The organism is Jatrophihabitans endophyticus (assembly GCF_900129455.1).
GTDB classification, from domain to species: domain Bacteria; phylum Actinomycetota; class Actinomycetes; order Mycobacteriales; family Jatrophihabitantaceae; genus Jatrophihabitans; species Jatrophihabitans endophyticus.
Genome location: NZ_FQVU01000002.1, coordinates 686,132 through 702,189, shown reverse-complemented (window position 1 = coordinate 702,189; position 16,058 = coordinate 686,132). Strand labels below are relative to the sequence as shown.

Genomic DNA, 16,058 nt, shown 5'->3' with positions numbered 1-16,058 from the left:
GGCTCAGCCGCCCGCGGCGGCCGGCTCGCGCCCGCTCGGCGACGGCTTCTCGGGGGCGGCGGCGACGCCCTCGGGGCCACCGCTCGACCCGTCGGCGCCGCCCTCGGAGCTGTCGGTCGGTCCGGCGGGCTTCGGGCCCGCGCCGGACATCTTCTTCATCATCGCCTTCATGTCGATGATCGGGACCTCGCGCAGGACCAGGCAGATGACGACACCGATCAGCGACACGACGAACGAGGCCACGAAGGCCAGGTGCAGGCCGTGCGCGAGATCGCCGCGGTCGATGGTCGACAGGCCCGAGCCGTCGGTCCCGATCGCGGTGCCCACGCTCGAGGTGAAGATCGAGCCCAGGATCGCCAGGCACACCGGGCCGGCGATCATGCGCCAGAACTGGATCTGACTGGTCGCGGTGCCGATCTGCTTCATGTCGACCGCGCTCTGGGTGACGGACGTGGCCATCGGGAACGCGATCGCGATGCCGACGCCGATCAGGATCATCGCGCCGAGCGGCAGGGCGTGGGAGCTGTCGGCGTCGACCCGGGTGAGGACGACGAAGCCCAGGGCCATGAGCGCGAAGGCCAGGACCCCGAGCACCCGGTACCGCTTGACCGCCAGCAGGGCCTTGGTCGCGAACGGCGGGATCAGCATCAGGGCCAGTGTCATCGGGATGACGAGACTGCCGGAGTACGTCGCGCTCACGCCCAGGACGCCCTGGTACAGCAGCGGGACGTAGTACAGCGTCCCCATCATGGCGAACGCCGAGACGAACGCGACGCCGGCCATGACCGACACCTGGTTGGACCGAAACATCCCGAACGGCACGATCGGGTTCTCGGCCACCCTGGTCTCGATCAGGAAGAAGACGACCAGCATCACCGCACCGACGACGAGCGGGACGAGCACGCCGGGCGACGTCCACGCGTGGTTGTCGCCGGTGAGCGAGAGCGCGATCAGGATCGGCACCAGGCCCGCGATCAGCGCGGCCATGCCGGCGAAGTCGATGTCGCGCGCCTTCGCGCTGGACGCGACCCGCGGGACCGCCGCCAGCATCATCGCGAAGGACACGACGCCGATCGGGATCGCGACGTAGAACACCCAGCGCCAGCTCCAGTGATCGGTGATGAAGCCGCCGACCGGAGGCCCGACGACCATGCTCAGCCCGGAGACGCTGAAGAAGATCCCCTGCACCTTGGTGCGGTTCTCCGCCGTGTAGACGTCCGCCGCGAGCGTGAAGATGTTCGCCATCAGGAAGGCGGCGAAGATGCCCTGCACGACACGGAAGACGACGAGCTGGGTCATGTTCTGCGCGAGCCCGCAGGCGAGGGAGAGGCCGATCAGGCCGGCCAACCCGACGAGCAGGAACGGCTTCCTGCCGAACATGTCCCCGAGCTTGCCCGCGACGGGGATCAGCACCGCGGACGCGACGGCGTAGCCCACGCCCACCCAGCTGTAGAGGTTGAGCCCGTCGAGGTCGGCGGCGATGTCGGGCATCGCGGTGCTGACCACGGAGATGTCGATCGACGCCAGCGCGAGCGCCAACGCCGCTCCGATGGTCGCGATCAGGCGGGTTCGCGCGCTGAGCCCCTCGGCGGGGTTCGGCGTGGCCGCACCGGCTTGTGTAGTGCTCACTGGGACCTCTCTCGGCTGTTCGTCGTCACTCGGTCTCGCCTCGGTTCAGACGTCCACGCATTCGAAGGGCACGGCGGGGCGGTCGCCGAAGCGCTCGGCCACCGAGCTGGTCAGCTGCTCGAGCCCGAAGCGGGCGGCGCCCTCGGGCAGGCCGAGCCCGGCCAGGTACTCGACATGGGCCTCGACCGACGCGACAGCGGCGTCGAGGCTGTCGGTGACGTCGACGGCGTGCGTCGGATTCGGCGACGCGGCCATGAAGACGTGCTTGATGCCCGCCCAGAGGAGCTCGTCGCCGTCGGCCGCGCTCGGGTCGCCGTCGCTCGGGTCGCGGCCGAGCCAGCGGTTCGCCGCGACGCCGACCGCGTCCAGCGTGGCGCGGCCGACGTTGCGGTGGTCCGAGGTGTTCCACTTCCCGCTGAAGGTCACGTCGTGGTGGTTGTAGCCGACCAGGAGCTCCGGTCGATGGCGCACGATCGCCGCGGCGATGTGGTCGCGCAGCGTCTCGGAGTAGCTGATGCTGCCGTCGGCGTAGTCGAGGAACTCGACGTCGGCGACGCCGACGATCTCGGCGCTGGCGCGCTGCTCGCGCTCGCGCACCTCCCCTGCCTTCTCCGGCGGCATCGAGTCGATGCCGGCCTCGCCGCGCGACAGGATCAGGTAGTGCACCGTCTTGCCGGCGGCGGTCCACGCGGCCACCGCGCCCGACGAGCCGAACTCGATGTCGTCGGGGTGGGCGACCACGATCAGCGCGCGTTCCCAGTCCTCGGGAACGGGTTCGAGGTCGGTCGTCATGATCTCGAGTCTCGACACGAGGCTCCGGACGGGTCTGCTCAACAGTGCGCACGCACCCGGCAACCGTCCGGAGCAGGCACCACTGCGCAATGGTGGGCAGTCCCACCCCCACGATGTCCCTAGCGTCGGCCGGGTGACACGTCTCGCGGCGCAACCCACTGCGCGCGACCGCCTCGGCTCCGACGTCCACGTCTGGGTGCGGCCGGTCGAGCGCGACGCCGGCGCGTGGGGTCTCGACGCGGACGAGTCCGCGCGTGCCGCTCGCTTCGTCCGGACCGAGGACCGCGACAGCTACGTCACCGCGCACCGCCTGCTGCGTGCGGCGCTGAGCTGGGCACGTCCCGACGTTCCTTGCAGGGGCTGGGAGTTCGGCGTCGAGGAGCACGACCGGCCGCGGCTGACCGGTCCCGTCGGCGACCTGCGCTTCAGCCTGTCGCACAGCTCGCGGCAGGTCGCCGTCGCCGTCTCCCGTCACGAGTGCGGCGTGGACGTCGAGTGCGGCGAGCGGGTCCGCGACCTCGACCTCATCGCCCGAGCCGTCCTGACCCGGCGCGAGCTCGCGACGCTCCGCGGCGGCCGGACCGCCGCCGACCGCCGCCGGTACTTCTTCGGCCTCTGGACGCTGAAGGAGAGCTACACGAAGGCTCGCGGTCTCGGCATGCGGCTGCCGTTCGACCGCCTCGAGTTCACGATCGACCCGATCACGCTGATCGACCGCACGGTGTCGGCCCGCCCCACGACGGAGTGGGGATTTGCGCAGTGGTGGCAGGCCGACGTCCCCGTCGCGGTTGCGTTCCGTCGCGAAGTGGGCATAACGGAGCCCACAGTGTTCCGCCACGGACGCGCGGGTGACTCGACCGAGCACCCGGCACACGAGTACCGAGGAGCAAACGCATGACGACCCTGACCAACGCCACCTTCCAGATCACCGGCTGGGACGAGAACCCGGTCGAGGAGTCGACGATCGTCTCGCACAAGCTCACGAAGGCGCACGTGACGTGCAAGTTCGCGGGCGACATCGAGGGCGAAGGCGTCGCGGACTACCTCATGGTCTATCCGACCGACGACAAGGCGAGCTTCGTCGGCATCCAGCAGATCAAGGGCACCGTCCGCGGCAACAAGGGCTCGGTGACGCTCGAGGTCTTCGGCACGTTCGAGAACGGCATCGCGAAGGCCGAGTGGTCGGTCGCCGAGGACTCCGGCACCGACGAGCTCGCCGGCATCTCCGGCAAGGGCGGCTACGAGAGCAAGAGCGACGGCACCGCGGACGCCACCTTCAACTACAACCTGTAGGACGCGTCGGCCGACCGCGACACCGGCCGACGACGCAGGCAAGCGGCGAGCGCCCCTCCCGATCGGGAGGGGCGCTCGTCGTCGGGGCGCGGGCCGGTCAGCACAGCTCGAGGTAGCGCTTGACCGCGGCGTCGTCCACGGCGATCGTGCCGCGCCCGCCCTTGCACACCAGCCCGGCCTCGACGAAGTGCTTGAGGAACAGGCCGATCCGCGAGCGGGTCGTGCCGACCATGGCGGCGAACTCCTCCTGCGTGATGCGCGCGTCGATGGCCAGCATCGCGCCGGTACGGGTGCCGATCTTGCGCGACAGGTGGAGCAGGATCGCCGCGAAGCGGTGCTCGCTGTCGGCGGTGACGAAGTCGGTGATCAGCTGCTGCTGCTCGAGCAGCCGCTGCCCCAGGTAGCGGATGAACTCCTCGCGCACGCCCGGCGAGTCCAGCATCGCCATCAGGCCCGCGCGCGGCATGCGACGCACCACCGCGGGTGTCATCGTCATGGCGCACTCGTAGCGTTCGGAGTCGCCGAGGGAGATCTCGCCGATCACGTCACCGCCGGCGAAGATCCCGAGCAGGCACTCCTTGCCGTCACGCGAGGGCGTGACCAGCTTGATGTAGCCGCTCTCGACGATGTAGAGGCTGGCGTCCTCCGCGGGTCCGCCGTTCGTGCCGTAGCGGCTGTAGACCAGCTCGCGACGTGGGAAGCGCAGCACCGACGAGCCGGTGAGCTCCTGGCGCAGCAGGCCGTTGAGCGCGCGGCGCGGCGCGGCGGGGGGTCGGCAGGCGACCGGCCGGCGACTGCCGACCGCCCCGTCCGGAGCCGGGCGCGGCCACGGCCCGCCGGTCGTCGGCTCGCGTCGGCCCGCCACCCGGCTCGCGCTCGCCGGCACGGCGTTCGGGGCGGCCCGCACCGGAGGCGGCATCATCGGGGTCTCGCGAGCGTGGCGTCGCCGCCCCCGCCGGGACAGCGAGGTCGCGCCGACGGGGGCGCTGCGTGACTTCGGCGCATGTGATCACTCCATGGCTTGAAGCGTCGTGTACACCGGCCAGGACGTGCCAGGCGCGGAACATCGGTCGGGTTCACGCGGGGCTCCAGAGTGGCGCGCCCTTTACTACTTCTGCAACCTTTCTCGGTTAATTGTCGGAACTGCACCGCGAACTCACATCGGACGAATCGCCCGGGGCGTCGGCGATATCCGCGGCGTTGTGATCTTGGAATTCGACGAATTCCGCCGGAGCGGTGGGGCGGTCAGGCGTTGCTTATCGAAAAGCGTCCTATTCGACGGCCCGACCATTAGTGCTCACTATTGCGCAGTGCCGAAAAGGGGCCGGGTGGACACGGGTACAAGGGTGGCGCAGGGGTTCGCGCGACCGTTTCCGGGCCGGTCCGGCCCGCCGTCGCCGACGCGGCGCCGACCCCGGGACGGAGCCGAGATGACCACGGACCGACGGGCGCCGCAGCCCGCCACTCCCGCACCCGAACCGGTCCCGCCCGTACGCGGCGCGCTCCGCTTCCTCGCCTTCATGGGGCCGGAGGGGCCGATCGCGATCGTCCGTGGCTGGGCGGTGGACCGTCGCGCGGCCGCCCGCTCCCGGCGCCGCCGCGCCGGCTGAACGCCCCGGCTACGGCCTCGCGAGCGAGTCGTCGTACGTCGCCGTCAGCGGGCCCCCGGCGCTGCCGGTGTTGACCACGCCGGCGGGTTCGACGAGGACCGCGTGCACCAGCCCGTCGGTGATCGGGCAGTGCTCCACCCCCCGTGGGACGACATAGAGCTGCCCCGGGCCGAGCGTCACGTCGCCGTCGCGCAGTGCGATGGTGAGGCTGCCCGCGAGCACGAGGAACAGCTCGTCGGTGTCGGGGTGGTCGTGCCAGACGAATTCACCGTCGAGCTTGACGACCTTGATCTCGTAATCGTTGAGCCGTGCCACGACCTTGGGTGACCACGTCTCGGCGAACTGCGTGAATGTGTGGGAGAGGTCGACGACGTCCATCGACCGAGTCTGTCACGACGCGCAACGGGGACCGCTGTCGAATGTCTTGTTGGCCGCCAGCCGGTTTGTGCGGTGTGCGCTAGTCGAACGCCTTGGTGGCGAGCAACCGTTTCTCCAGAAACGGCTTGAGCGTCAACATGAACGTCTGCGTGATGTGGTGCTTGTCGCGGTAGACGAGGATGTTGCCGACGACCGGCTTGCACACCTTCGGCGCGCAGACGAGGTCGTTCATGGTGACCGCGTGCGCCTGGGTGCGACGCGCGGCCACCACCATCGGCGTGCCGGGCCGCAGCGCGTCGGAACGCGTCGCGCTGCACTGGTCGAAGTCGTCGTCGGTGCTGGCCAGGCAGTCCGGGACGTCCTTGTGCATCTCGGGGGTCTCGGCGATCGGCACCACCGGGATCCCCGCCGCGGTCAGCCTGTTCCAGTAGGCGACCGCCCCGCTGCCGATCGCACGCCAGGCGGCGGTGCCGACCTCGGGGTGGTCGGTGGTCCCGAGCGACGGCCGGGCCGAGGTGATGACGACGTCGGGCCGCTGCTTCAGCAGCGCCGCCGTGAGCTTCGCCCCCCACGTGTGGCAGGCCCGGTAGGCCTCGCCGTCGCCGGTCACGGTCATCGTCGCCGACCACGGGCAGAGGCTGTGCAGGTTCAGGACCAGCTTCCAGTGCCGCTCGAGCGCGATCGCGTTCAGCGCGGGGAACCACTGCCCGGCGACCGAATCGCCGACGAGTGCGACGGTCCTGATCGGGTGCTTCGTGTCCCCGTAGGTGCACGACAGCAGGTCGGACGACGTCTGAGCGGCCTGGCAGCCGCCCGGCCCCTTCGTGTAGGCGCCCATGTCCTGCTCCGCCGCCTCGACCGGCGGCGCGAACGGCACCGCCGACCTCGACGCCGGCGTCGCCTTCGTGGCCGACCTCCGCGGCGACGCCGACGACGAGGACGCACCTGCAGCCGCCCCGGTCGTCGGTGTCGCGGACGGTGTGCTGGATCCGGCCGCGTCCTGCAGCAGCGAGGCCGCGCCGGGCCGGTCGGCCTGGACCGTGGCGTGGTAGGGCGCCGGCTCGTTCCCGATGTAGATCGAGGCCAGCAGGACGGGAACGGCGGCGGTGGCGACGGTCGCGAGGGAGCGCCACCGGTGCCCGGCGAGGATCCCGGCGAGCCGGACGCGGTCCTCGACGAACACCTTCGTCGCCCACGACAGCAGCACGGCCACAACGAGGAGGACCGGGCCGTCCAGGTAGCCGATGTCGTCGCCGGAGTGCGCCTCCCACAGGATGATCAGCGGCCAGTGCCAGAGGTAGAGCGAGTACGAGATGTCCCCGACGAACACCACCGGTCGCAGCGACATCAGCCGCGACGGCCCGAGCTTGGCCACCGACGAGCCGCTCGCGAGGAGCAGCACCGCCCCGCCGACGGGCAGCGCGGCGACGCTGCCGGGGAACGGGGAGCCCTCGTCGATGAGGAACGCCGACGCGACCACGAGGCCGAGCCCGAGCCAGCCGAGCACGCCCACCCGGCCGACGCGGGACGCCACCCGATCGGTCAACAGGGCGAGCGCGGCACCGAGCGCGAGCTCCCACACCCGGGTCGTCGTCACGAAGTAGGCCGCCGACGGGTTGACCCGCGTCTCGTGCACCGAATACCAGAACGAGACCGCGACCACCGCGACGGCGAGCAGGAACATGACGCCGCGGGTACGGGCCGCGCGGCGAGCCGCGACCCGCTCGTCGGTGGCGCCGGCGGCACGCAGCCGGCGCGCCGCGAGCGTGCCCACCCCGAGCGCGACCAGGACCAGCAGCGGCCAGAACAGGTAGAACTGCTCCTCGACCGACAGCGACCAGAAGTGCTGCACCGGCGACGGGGCGTCGTCCGCGGTCAGGTAGTCGACGGCGTCGTGTGCCAGCACCCAGTTCTGGAAGTACAGCGCGCTCGCCCGCACCTGGGTGGCCGTGGCCGCGAGCTGCGTCGAGGGCAGCACGGCCCACGAGGCCAGCCAGGTCGCCGCGAGCACCAGCACGGCCGCGGGCATCAACCGGCGGGCCCGGCGCCCGTAGAAGTCGACGAAGCCGACCCGCCCGGTCGTGCGCACCGTCCGCAGCAGGTGCCCGGTGATGAGGAAGCCCGAGATCGCGAAGAACACGTCGACGCCGACGTACCCGCCGGGCAAGGCGTCGGGGTAGAGGTGGTAGATCACGACGAGCGAGACCGCGACGGCCCGCAACCCCTGGACGTCGGGCCGGAACCCGCTCGGCACGCGGGGCGGGGTCGCGACGGCCCGGTGCCGACCGCCGGGTCGGCCGGCGCCGTCGGAACGACCGTTCGCCGTGCTCACCGGGCCTCCTGACCGCGACCGGGAACCGCCGGCGAGGGCGGCTCGGACAAGCGTGATCGTCCGGGCAGCGTCCTGTTCAGCTGCGCGTGGGGACGACACGAACCCTATCCGCGGACCAGGGAATGGGCACCCCGGCGGTCAGTCGACTGCCAGCCCTGGCGGCGTCCTGTGGGGCAGCCCACAACCCCGGCGCTCACAGGTAGCCGAGCAGGTGCGCGGCGTCACGCAGCTCGGCGGGCACGTCGTTCGCCGCCGGGTTCGGCGGTGCCGGCTTGATGGTGCCGCTACGGATGTTGTCGCTCCAGTCGCCGAGGCCCCGCTTGTGGCGGCCGTCGTGCTTCTTCTCGCCGTAGGCGAGCATCTCCGGCTCCCAGGCCACGCCGAGCCAGTCGCAGATCTCCCGCGTCACCCGCGCGGGCTCGGTCGTGAAGTCCTCGTAGCGCGTGGTGTAGCCGTCGAGTCGTGCCTGCGCCTCGTGGAGCGCGACCGCGTATGCCGTGACCCGGGCGTAGTGGTCCGCGTCGGGGACGTCGGGCCGCGACGCGATCAGCGACTCGGCGATGCGCAGCGGGTGGCGCAGCAGGAACAGCGGTCGCAGCCGGGGCCAGAACGCGGCCACCCGCTGCCACTGCAGCGTGGTGTGGGGGGTCTTGTCGACGATGCGCGACTTGCCGGACTCGGCGAGACGCAGGTGCAGCACGCGGTCCCACAACAGGTTCCCGAGGGTTTGCTCGTCGAGCTCCATCATGCGCAGCGCCTTGGCCGCGTTGCCCCGGGTGGCACGGACCTCGAGGGCGGCCAGGTGCATCTCGTGCGGCGCGCAGATCTGCGAGTGGCTGTCGAGCACCAGCCGCAGCAGGGTCGATCCCGACCGCACCGAGCTGAAGACGAAGACGGGCTCGGGGACGAGCAGGCCCGCCGCGCCGTCGCGTGCGGAGAAGCGGCTCGGCCGCGGCGGCGTCGCCTCGTCGCCGGGGTCGAGGTCTTCCTGGGCCGGGGAGTGCGACCGATCCGCCGGGCCGGCAGCGGGGGCCGCGTCCCGGCCGCCGTACCGCGCCACGCGGCGACGCGCGGCGCGCGCCTTGCGGCGCAGGGCGGCGGCGAGGGGATGATCGTCGGTGGGCACGTCGGTGATCTTCTTACCGTAACCTGAGCGCCGTTCTTCGGCGTTCTTGAGGATCGCTTAACGCGGCTGCCTCAGCGGCGGCGCGCGAGCACCCGGTGCAGCTGCGGGTCCTCCTTGCCGAACGGCGCCAGCCCGACACCGTCGGTCACGTCGATCGTGTCGAAACCCGCCGCCGTCAGCCGCCCGTCGAACGCCGCGGCCGGGACGAAGCGCCGGACGTGGTTGCCGAAGGCCTTCGGCAGCGTGGTGTCGAGATCGGTCCGGAACTCGGCCGCGACGACGTCCCCGGGACGTGACACCTCACCGAGCACGTGCAGCAGCGTCTGCTCCGCCCGTGTGGTGATCGCGTGCACCAGGAAGCGGAAGTAGAACAGCGTCGGGCCGTCGGTCGCCGCCAGGAACGTCGTGAGCGCGGCGCGCAGCTCGGCGTCGTCCTGGATGTCACAGCGCGCGAACTCGGCGGTGCCGGCGTCGGCCCGCGCCGCGGCGAGCGCGACCCCGCGCGGGGAGCGGTCGAGTCCGAGCACGCGGCGACCGGTCGCGGCGAACGCCACGGTGTCCCGGCCGTCGCCCGACCCGATGTCGACGACGGTGCCCGGCAGGTCGTCGCGGCCGGTGACGGCCGTGAAGAACGAGGTCGGCTCGGCCTGCGCAGGCCGGTGCGCGTAGGCGTTCTCCCAGAGCACGGTCGTCGTGTAGTCGAAGGGCAGGATGCCGGCACGCGCGCGGTCGGTGCGCTCGCGGTTCCACTCGAAGCCCGGCTTGGGCAACCGCCACGACGCGCCGTAGAGGTGCTCGGCGAACTTCTCGGCGACGCTCGGCACGAGCCCGCGCCCGCCGCAGAAGTCGATCTCGGTCATGCCGGTCCACTCGTCGCGGGTGATGACGTTCGTCCCCGCGACGCCGAACGGGGCGGCGAGCCGGTCGTTCTCGTCGAAGTACAGGTGGAACAGGTCGATGCGAACCTTCGGGTCGTCGGCGTCGTGCAGGTGCAGCGCGGTGCGGCGGCAGTCCACGTCGAACCCCTCGTCGACCAGCAGCAGGCCGATGTCGCGCATCTCGGCGGCGGCCAGCGGGCCCTCGCTGTGACGGGAGACGAACGCGCAGTCGAAGTCGACGTCGTGGCCGATCACGCTGCCCTCGCGCACCGCGCCCAGCAGCGTCCCGTAGACGAAGAACACGTCGTAGCCGTACGCGCGGTGCAGCACCTGCCGGACGCGCTCGTACAGGCCCATCACGGTGTCCTGCCACTCGGTGTCCAGCTTCTTGGACAGCTGCAGCCGGCCGCCCTGGCCGAACACGTGACCGGAGTCCAGCAGCACGCCCAGCTTGGCCAGGTTGCTGCGTCCCTTGCGCTTCGGCACCAGGTACATGCCGTGCCCGGCGATCGGCAGGGACTTGCCGTTCACCCGGACGGTCAGCTTGTCGCGGGGGGAGACGTAGGACCAGACGTCGCGCAGGCGCAGCTGGAAGCCGCGGACCTCGCCCCAGTTGTGCCGGTCGTCCAACACGTCGGCGGCCCAGGCCGCGGCGATGTCGCGGTTGCCCGCGCGCAACGCGATGCGGACGGGGGCGGCCTGCGGGTCGACCGCGACCCAGCCCGCGACCCGGCCGTTGGAGAACTCCTCGACCAGCCCCGGCAGCCGCCGGCCGCGTGGAGCGGGTGCCGGCGTGCCACCGAGCCGGCGCGCCACGCGCTTGCGGGTGGTCCGGACCCGACGACGCACGGCGGCGGCGACGCGCGCCGTGGTGACTGCGCGATCGGACATCCTGCACACCTCGCAACTGGGGAAACGACCGTGTGGACCCTACTCGGGCCGGTGGGCGGCACCGGGTCACCGCCGCCGCGGCGCGTGTCCGCTCGTCGGGACCGGCGCCGTCCCCCCGGTAAGGTCTTCGCGGTGACGCAAACGTGACGTTCCGACTCACACGAGCCGGCAGCGCACCAGCAGGGGAGACGGACACCTCGTGGGAACCTTCGCCAGCGGCAGCCGGGGCACCATCACCGCCGTCATGCCGACCTACGGAGTCGCCGAGTACCTGCCGGAGTTCCTCGCCTCGATCGATCGGCAGTCCGGCGACCTGACGGGGGTCGAGTTCGTCTTCGTCGACGACGGATCGCCCGACGACTCCGCCGAGATCATCACGGACTGGATCGCGCAGCACCCCGCACTCGACGCGCGTCTGGTGCGCAAGGAGAACGGCGGGCTGTCCTCGGCCCGCAACGCCGGTCTCGACGTCGCCACCGGTGAGTGGGTCACGTTCCCGGATCCCGACGACTTCTTCAGCCCCGGCTACTGGGCGGCGATGACCACGTTCGTCCGCTCGCCCAAGGCCGACAAGGTCCACATCGTCGCCGGTCGCTTCATCTACTTCAACGAGGACACCGCCACCGAGAGCGACACCCATCCGCTGCGGTTCCGCTTCGACGAGGGCACGCGCGTCATCGACCTCGGCCGGCACCCCTACTTCATCCACGTGGCGGCCAACACCGGCCTGTTCCGCCGCGAGGTGATGCAGCAGTACGACCTGCGCTACGACGGCCGGATCCAGCCGGTGTGGGAGGACGGGCACCTCACCGCCCGTTACCTGAGCAAGTTCGAGCGGCCGCGGATCGCCATGATCGCCGAGGCCCAGTACTTCTACCGCCGGCGCTCGGACGGCAGCTCGCTGATGGACGGCCAGTGGCGCAATCCCGGCAAGTTCCTGAGCGTGCCCCGCGGCTGGCTCGACGCGTTGCGCATCGCGGCCGCCGAGCACGACGGCAGTGCGCCGCCGTGGATCCAGAACATGGTGCTGTACGACATCATGGGCTACTTCAAGCAGGAGCGGCGCAGCCCGTCGCCGACCGCCGCCGTGCCGCGCGACGTCAGCGACGGCTTCTTCGAGCTCCTCGCCGAGTGCCTCGAGCACATCGACGTCGACGCCGTCGACGCGTACCGGGTGACCCGCATCGACGTCGAGATCCGCAACGCGCTGCGGATGTACTTCAAGAAGTGCGACCCGCGACCCACCACCGTCTTCATCGACCGCATGGACAGCGGCCGCGGGCTCGTCCGGCTGCACTGGTTCTACACCGGCGACGCGCCGGTGGAGGAGTTCCGCGCCCGCGGCTTCACCGTCGCACCGGTATTCGCGAAGACGCGGCCGTGCTCGTTCTACGGCCGCACCCTGCTCACCGAGCGCGTCGTGTGGCTCCCCTCGGACGGTTCGCTGTCGGTCACCCTCGACGGCACGCGCGTCCCGTTGCGGGTGGGGCCGGTCGAGACGCGGGCCATGCTGGTCGGCCCCACCGCGATCCGGGCCGGTCTCGTCCCCGACCTCGACCGCGACCGCGACCGTCCGGAGCCCAAGCCGCGCCCGGCCGGGCTGCGTCCCGCTCTCGGTCGCCTCAAGCGCGACGGCCTCGAGCGGATCCGCGACCTGCGCGACGAGGAGCAGCGCGAGCAACGCCGCGCCGACAACACCGTCCGGCTGGCCGACACCCCGTACTTCCGCCGCAAGTTCGCGGGGGCGTGGCTGCTCATCGACCGTGACTCGCAGGCCAAGGACAACGCCGAGCACCTCTACCGGTGGTTGCGCGACAACCGCCCCGACGTCAACGCGTGGTTCGTGCTCGCGCGCGAGAGCAACGACTGGGACCGGCTCGCGAAGGACGGGTTCCGGCTGCTCGCGCACAAGTCGCGCGAGCACGAGATCGCGCTGCTCAACTGCGAGCACGTCGTGTCGTCCCAGATCGACGGGTACATCACGTCACCGCTGCCGGCACGACTGTTCGGCAAGGACCGCGTCAACACGTGGCACTACACGTTCCTGCAGCACGGCGTGACCAAGGACGACCTGTCCATCTGGATCAACCCCAAGCCCATCGAGCTCATGATCACCGCCACGCCCGCCGAGCGCGACGCGATCGTCGCGGACACCTCGCCCTACATCTGGGGCGACCACGAGGTCGCGCTCACCGGCTTCCCGCGTCACGACCGGCTGCACCGGCTCGCGACGGGGGAGGACGGTCGGGACCCCAAGCTGATCCTCGTCATGCCGACCTGGCGCCGCGGCCTCGTCCTCGACCAGGTGGCCGGGGGCAACGACCGGGCGCTGCGAGCGGACTTCTGGAGCTCCGAGTACGCCCGGCAGTGGCGGACGGTCATCGAGTCGCAGGAGCTGCACCGGCTCGCCGACGAGCACGGGTACCGCATCGCCTTCGTCCCGCACCCGAACATGCAGACCTACCTCGACAGCAGCCCGCTGCCGGACTGGGTCCAGGTGTACCGCTTCCGCGACGTCGACATCCAGCAGCTGCTGGCCAGGAGCGCGGCGCTCGTCACCGACTACTCCTCGATGGGCTTCGAGATGGCCTACATCGAGCGGCCAGTCGTGTACTTCCAGTTCGACCAGGAGGACTTCTTCGACGGCGGTCACGCCTACCGGCGCGGCACCTGGCGGTACGAGACGGACGGCTTCGGGCCGGTGACGACGCAGGCGGACGAGGCCGTGGCGGCCGTGGCGGCGGTCATGCGGCGTGACGGCGCCGCCGAGCCGGTCTACGCCGAGCGGATGCGCGACACCTTCCCGTTCCGGGACGGCCGGTGCTCGCAGCGGACGTACGACGCGATCGCGGCGATCACGAAGCGCATGCCCTACGACGAGCGCTACCTCAAGCTCGACCCGAAGTCCGTGCTCGACGGGCGCCCCGTCGCCGAGGAGTTGCAGCACTGAGGTCCCGCACCGGGCGGTCGGCCGGCCCGGCGCCTCAGACCCGCCGCAGCACGAGGCGGCACAGCTGCGGGTCCTCGCCCGGCACCGGCGACAGGCCCGTGCCCTCGCTGCGCTCGACGACGTCGGTGGCCATGCGGGCGCCGACCTCGGCCAGGAACGCGTCCCCGTCGAGGAAGCGACGCCGCGGACCGGTGCGGGCCTTGGGCAGGTCCTCGTCGGCGCGGGTGCGGAACTCCACCGCCAGCAGGTCCCCGGGGACGGTCACCCCGGCGAGCACGTCGAGCAGCGTCCGCTCGGTCTCCTCGTCGACGGCGTGCAGCACGAAGCGCAGCAGGTAGAGGACCGGGCCGGTCCCGTCGGGGCGTCGTGTCAGGGCCTGGGCGATCGCCTCGCGCAGGGCCGCCGCGTCGGCGAGGTCGACCTCGACCGCGTCGACCCGGCCGGCACGACCGGCCGCGCTGCCCCGCAGCAGGTCCAGCGCCGCAGGCGCCCGCTCCATCGCGGTCACCGAGCGCACGCCGGCGTCGGCGAAGGCCACCGCGTCCCGCCCGTCGCCGGCGCCGAGGTCGACGACGGTGGCCGGCAGGTCGGCCAGCGCCGTCAGCCGCCGCGCGAACGGCGACGGCTCCTGCATCGCGCTCCGGCTGTAGTGGTCCTGCCAGCGGATCTCCTCGACCATGTCCGGCGGCATGATCCCCGCCGGCGCCCGGTCGGTCCGGTCGAGGTACCACATGAAACCCGGCTTGGGGTCGCGCCAGTCCCGGCCGTACATGTGCTCGACGAGCCGCTCCGCCTGGCGTGGCACGACGCCGCGATGGCCGAGGAACTCGATCTCGTGCACGCCCTGCCACTCGTCGCGCGTGATCCGTCCCGGACCGGCGATCCCGAACGGGAAGCTCAGCCGGCCCTCGTCGTCGAAGTAGAGGTGGAACAGGTCGATGCGGGTGCCGGCCGCGTCGACGATGTGCAGGTGGGTCAGGAAGCTCTCGACCGCGTAGCCGGCGGCGACGAGCGCGAACGCGATGTCGCGCAGCTCGGCGGCCGCGGCGGCGCCGTCGGTGTGCCGGGAGACGTAGGCGCTGTCGAAGTCGAGGTCGTGACCGATGAAGCCCTGCTCGCGCACCGCGCCCAGCAGCGTGCCGTAGACGAAGAACGGGTCGTAGTCGTACCGGTCGGCCAGCAGCGCGCGGACCTCGCCGAAGAGCGCCAGGACATCGCGCTGCCACGCCGTGTCCACCGTCTTCGACAGCTGCAACCGACCGGTCTGACCGAAGATGTGGTCCGCGGCGAGGAGCTCGAACAGCTCGGTCACCGATCGCTCGCCGGCGGTCTCGGGCCGGGCGAGCATGCCCCGACGCGCGATGGGCAACGGCCGGCCGTCGAAGCAGACCGTGATGGCGTCGTCCGGCGACAGGAAGTCCCAGAGGTCCCGCAGCCAGAAGCGGAACGGCCGGACCACGCCCCAGTTGCGTCGGGAGTCGTCCGGCTCGCTCGACCAGGTCGCGGCGACCCGCTGCCCGTTGACCTCGAGCGTGACGCGACTGGCCGGCGCGTCGTCGGCGACCGCGACCCACCCGACGATGCGGTCCTGCTTGAACTGCTCGACCGCGCCCGGGACGCGACGGGGAGAGCCCGCGGCGGCGTCGGCCGGCGTCATGCGGGCACGTCGGCGGCGCGCAGGTCGGGCCCGCGTCCCTGCGCCTGCAGCTCGCGCAGCGTGCGCAGACCGTGCTTGCCGTTGCGCGGGGGCGCGAAGTACATGCCGTGGCCGACGATGGGCAGCGAGCGGCCGTTGACCCGCACCGTCACCTTGTGGTCGGTGCGCAGGTAGGGCCACAGCTCGCGCATGGCGAAGCCGAAGCCGACGGTGGGTGCCCACGCCTCGCGCTCGGCCGGCGCGACGGCGTCGGTCGCGGCGACCTCGGTGCCGTTGACCAGCAGCGCGACATGCACCGGGCCGCTGCCCGGCGGCGGGGCTATCCACCCCGTGACCCGCTCGCGGCCGAAGGACTCGACGAGCCCGGCCGGGGTGTGCTCGGCGGTCTCGGGTCGCGCCTGCGATGACGACGCCGTCATCGCCCGCCCGCGCCGCGCGAGCCTGTCGACACCGTCGCGGATGACGCCCCGGATCGACATGCCGGTCACGCTACCCCAGCGGTTCGGGCCTGCGACGACGCTG

Annotated in this window: 13 protein-coding genes; 4 read left to right on the top strand and 9 right to left on the bottom strand. The window is 71.7% G+C overall.

Going from position 1 to position 16,058, the window contains the following annotated elements; translation table 11 throughout:
• Positions 1-3 precede the first annotated feature (3 nt).
• The gene (locus BUE29_RS08690; RefSeq protein WP_073388648.1) at positions 4-1,629 is read right to left on the bottom strand and encodes an MFS transporter; all 1,626 of its coding nucleotides are present in this window, start codon (positions 1,627-1,629) and stop codon (positions 4-6) included.
• A 45-nt stretch (positions 1,630-1,674) separates the two neighbouring features.
• A complete protein-coding gene (locus BUE29_RS08685; RefSeq protein ID WP_073389586.1) occupies positions 1,675-2,421 on the bottom strand; it encodes a PIG-L deacetylase family protein in 747 nt (248 codons plus the stop codon).
• Between the two features lie 133 nt (positions 2,422-2,554).
• Between BUE29_RS08685 and BUE29_RS08680 the strand changes: the two genes are divergently transcribed.
• Positions 2,555-3,319 carry a 4'-phosphopantetheinyl transferase family protein gene (locus BUE29_RS08680; protein WP_073388645.1) on the top strand — a complete coding sequence of 255 codons (765 nt, stop codon included), beginning with the start codon at positions 2,555-2,557 and terminating at the stop codon, positions 3,317-3,319.
• On the top strand, positions 3,316-3,714 hold the full coding sequence (locus BUE29_RS08675) for a DUF3224 domain-containing protein (RefSeq protein ID WP_073388643.1): 399 nt from the start codon (positions 3,316-3,318) through the stop codon (positions 3,712-3,714). Before BUE29_RS08680 ends, BUE29_RS08675 begins: the two co-directional genes overlap by 4 nt.
• Positions 3,715-3,811: 97 nt before the next feature.
• Here BUE29_RS08675 and BUE29_RS08670 read toward each other — a convergent pair whose 3' ends face one another.
• Positions 3,812-4,636, bottom strand: a complete 825-nt coding sequence (locus BUE29_RS08670) for a Crp/Fnr family transcriptional regulator (RefSeq protein WP_084180857.1) — start codon at positions 4,634-4,636, stop codon at positions 3,812-3,814.
• A 508-nt stretch (positions 4,637-5,144) separates the two neighbouring features.
• Here BUE29_RS08670 and BUE29_RS08665 point away from each other — a divergent pair.
• Positions 5,145-5,324: a hypothetical protein gene (locus BUE29_RS08665; protein ID WP_073388640.1), complete on the top strand. Its 180-nt coding sequence runs from the start codon at positions 5,145-5,147 to the stop codon at positions 5,322-5,324.
• 9 nt (positions 5,325-5,333) lie between these two features.
• On the opposite strand, the gene BUE29_RS08660 is transcribed toward BUE29_RS08665, so the two are convergent.
• From BUE29_RS08660 to BUE29_RS08645, 4 genes are all read right to left on the bottom strand, one after another.
• Positions 5,334-5,702: a cupin domain-containing protein gene (locus BUE29_RS08660; RefSeq protein ID WP_073388637.1), complete on the bottom strand. Its 369-nt coding sequence runs from the start codon at positions 5,700-5,702 to the stop codon at positions 5,334-5,336.
• 79 nt (positions 5,703-5,781) lie between these two features.
• Positions 5,782-8,034 carry an acyltransferase family protein gene (locus tag BUE29_RS08655; protein WP_143168075.1) on the bottom strand — a complete coding sequence of 751 codons (2,253 nt, stop codon included), beginning with the start codon at positions 8,032-8,034 and terminating at the stop codon, positions 5,782-5,784.
• Positions 8,035-8,227: 193 nt separating this feature from the next.
• Complete coding sequence (locus BUE29_RS08650; protein WP_159440850.1) at positions 8,228-9,160, bottom strand: sulfotransferase family protein; 933 nt, start codon at positions 9,158-9,160, stop codon at positions 8,228-8,230.
• A gap of 71 nt (positions 9,161-9,231) precedes the next feature.
• Positions 9,232-10,929: a methyltransferase domain-containing protein gene (locus BUE29_RS08645; protein WP_073388634.1), complete on the bottom strand. Its 1,698-nt coding sequence runs from the start codon at positions 10,927-10,929 to the stop codon at positions 9,232-9,234.
• 199 nt (positions 10,930-11,128) lie between these two features.
• Between BUE29_RS08645 and BUE29_RS08640 the strand changes: the two genes are divergently transcribed.
• A complete protein-coding gene (locus BUE29_RS08640; RefSeq protein ID WP_073388632.1) occupies positions 11,129-13,879 on the top strand; it encodes a bifunctional glycosyltransferase/CDP-glycerol:glycerophosphate glycerophosphotransferase in 2,751 nt (916 codons plus the stop codon).
• Between the two features lie 34 nt (positions 13,880-13,913).
• On the opposite strand, the gene BUE29_RS08635 is transcribed toward BUE29_RS08640, so the two are convergent.
• Together BUE29_RS08635 and BUE29_RS08630 are read right to left on the bottom strand one after the other, a co-directional pair.
• Positions 13,914-15,536, bottom strand: a complete 1,623-nt coding sequence (locus tag BUE29_RS08635) for a class I SAM-dependent methyltransferase (RefSeq protein ID WP_073388630.1) — start codon at positions 15,534-15,536, stop codon at positions 13,914-13,916.
• Positions 15,533-16,015 (bottom strand): hypothetical protein, encoded by a 483-nt coding sequence (locus BUE29_RS08630; protein WP_143168073.1) that lies wholly within the window; start codon positions 16,013-16,015, stop codon positions 15,533-15,535. The genes BUE29_RS08635 and BUE29_RS08630 overlap by 4 nt, the downstream gene beginning before the upstream one ends.
• Positions 16,016-16,058: the final 43 nt, after the last annotated feature.

Excerpts from the sequence above, each read along its gene's own strand:
- BUE29_RS08685 (WP_073389586.1), bottom strand. The coding sequence starts at position 2,421 with ATGACGACCGACCTCGAACCCGTTCCCGAGGACTGGGAACGCGCGCTG.
- BUE29_RS08675 (WP_073388643.1), top strand. The coding sequence starts at position 3,316 with ATGACGACCCTGACCAACGCCACCTTCCAGATCACCGGCTGGGACGAG.
- BUE29_RS08670 (WP_084180857.1), bottom strand. The coding sequence starts at position 4,636 with ATGATGCCGCCTCCGGTGCGGGCCGCCCCGAACGCCGTGCCGGCGAGC.
- BUE29_RS08665 (WP_073388640.1), top strand. The coding sequence starts at position 5,145 with ATGACCACGGACCGACGGGCGCCGCAGCCCGCCACTCCCGCACCCGAA.
- BUE29_RS08660 (WP_073388637.1), bottom strand. The coding sequence starts at position 5,702 with ATGGACGTCGTCGACCTCTCCCACACATTCACGCAGTTCGCCGAGACG.
- BUE29_RS08645 (WP_073388634.1), bottom strand. The coding sequence starts at position 10,929 with ATGTCCGATCGCGCAGTCACCACGGCGCGCGTCGCCGCCGCCGTGCGT.
- BUE29_RS08635 (WP_073388630.1), bottom strand. The coding sequence starts at position 15,536 with ATGACGCCGGCCGACGCCGCCGCGGGCTCTCCCCGTCGCGTCCCGGGC.
- BUE29_RS08630 (WP_143168073.1), bottom strand. The coding sequence starts at position 16,015 with ATGTCGATCCGGGGCGTCATCCGCGACGGTGTCGACAGGCTCGCGCGG.